Genomic DNA, 2,101 nt, shown 5'->3' with positions numbered 1-2,101 from the left:
AGTGCGAATTTTCTCGCTCGTTGCGTAGACGTCATAGATAGGCGTACCTTCTGGTAAGCTTTCCAAGTCGTCACGGAAGTCATGAGAAGCACTTGAGAACAAGCCCTTCACTTCTGGGCGCGGAACAAAGTAAACCTGCGTCGGCGTAACAACGCTGCTTTCTTTGGTGCCATCTGCGCGAACCTTCGCCATCTTCTCTACAGAAAGCGTGGTTGGCTTAGTCGAAACTAGTGAGAACAAGGCTGTGGTACCCAAAGTTTCGTTCACTTCCTTGTCAACGTACTGCGACAACTCATTTGCAAAGAAATCATGGTTACCACCTTGGCCTGATAAGGTGTATAACGCCGAGACATTGCGTGAGTTTCTACCGTCAACGAACACTTTCCATGCTAAGCCTGGAGCAAAGCCACGGTCATTTGGGTCACCCGTGACTGACAGGCGCAATAAGCCACACTCTGCACCTTTGAAGACACCTGTATAAGGGTGGCCAGAAGCAGGTTCAAAAGTAGTGGTCGCCATAGCTGCGTGAGCATGGATTGGCTTTTCATAACCGAGTGGCGCGACATCGTCCTTACGATTTACTTTTTCCCAAAGTACCGTATTAATCAGGCCACCAATATCGATATCAGTTAACCCTGGACGCTCTCCTGCATCATATTCAGTACGCATTGCACCGTTCGTCCATAAGAGCTGCTCTTTATCACAAGCTGACCACTCTTTGTAGTTATCTGGAATCTTCAAACCCCATGGTTTAAAGGCATTATCTACACCCGTTAAGCTTAACTCTAGCTCGGGGAAGTGACGACGAATCACGTCAACCATGGTGTTATTTTCTACCCAGTCGATACCTTCTTGCGTGTACACTTCAGGTGTATAGCTTTCAGTATAGAAACGGTCTGTCATCAAACGACGAGAAGCATTCAGGATAAAGACCTGGAAAGCCGTCTCACCAAAGGCAAAGCCATCAGGACGCACTGTTTCAGCTAGCTGACCCACCAAAGCATCGATCTGCTCAATGTCATTGTTATAAACACGCTTCAATTCAGCCAAAGTTGTAGGGTCTTCAGTTAAATCCTCAAACTTGGTAATCGGATTCAAACCAATCTGGCGACGGAATTCGTTGTAACGTGGTACACCACGCTCACGGTCACGAATAATATCGATTGTTGCCAAGTCAATATCGCCAATTAACGGCATTGAAAGGTTACGCAAAAACTCAGGATAGTTGTTTAGCGTCAAGGAACCTGGGTGAGTAATGCCGAAGGAGTACCATAGACGATCGCCGCCCTGATTATCGAGAATATCTTCTGCATCGCCATCACGCGTGTCTTCAATATTGATACGCTCAGAAACAACATTTGAACCGATATCGTAGATATCTACCGCATCACGTAGTAATGGGTGCATACGATAAACCGCAACGAATTCCTCAGTCAGTACATAAGGAACATCATAGTTATTTGGTTTGCTTTGGCCAACCAAACCACCAAGGATATGGTCAATTGCGCCTGGCGTGCTTAACTGTTCAGCTTTTTCAGGATCAAATAATGCGATGGTGTTAATGAGCCAGGAATTAGGACCTTTGATATCGTCCGTCACATTTTGGATCAAATCACGTGTTTCAGGATTACGCGCGATACCCCACCAGTTTGCTTCCATCGACAACTCTAATGCAGGGTTGGCGATAATTGCAGGCGTCCATTCAACTGTGTGAATCTTCGCCATCAAGGCAGAGTTGATCAAGCGGGACTTATCAAATAGCCACTGATCTGTCGCGTTTGGATAGTTTTCCTTCAGCTTGTCAGCAATAGCGTTATGCTCCAAGGTGAATAGCTGGTGCATCATGCTAAGACCTAGCCACCAGTTGTCACTAAAGCCAGTAACCGGCACGCCACTCCAGAAGTCTGTTGGCAAAGTACCATCACTTTCAATAGCGAGCTTACCATCTTCAAATGAACGAACAGAATCATTGGTTTCTTTGTTGCTGCCGTAAAGCTGTGAGCCATCCCACCAGTGAGTATTGTGGTTACGGTAAGTCGCTGGCAAGTAAGCATCGTCTTCAACGCTACGATCCGGATCAGCAGTTGTACGTTGTACAGAC

At 46.5% G+C, this 2,101-nt stretch carries 1 protein-coding gene; it reads right to left on the bottom strand.

Annotated features, from left to right (window positions below; translation table 11 throughout):
* The coding region (locus tag A3757_RS20555; RefSeq protein WP_068740210.1) for a peroxidase family protein at positions 1–2,101 on the bottom strand (2,101 nt) is incomplete at both ends.

It is taken from the genome of Oleiphilus sp. HI0117 (assembly GCF_001635235.1).
The sequence above is the reverse complement of the archived record's forward strand: the minus strand, read 5'-3'. Positions and strand labels throughout refer to the sequence as shown.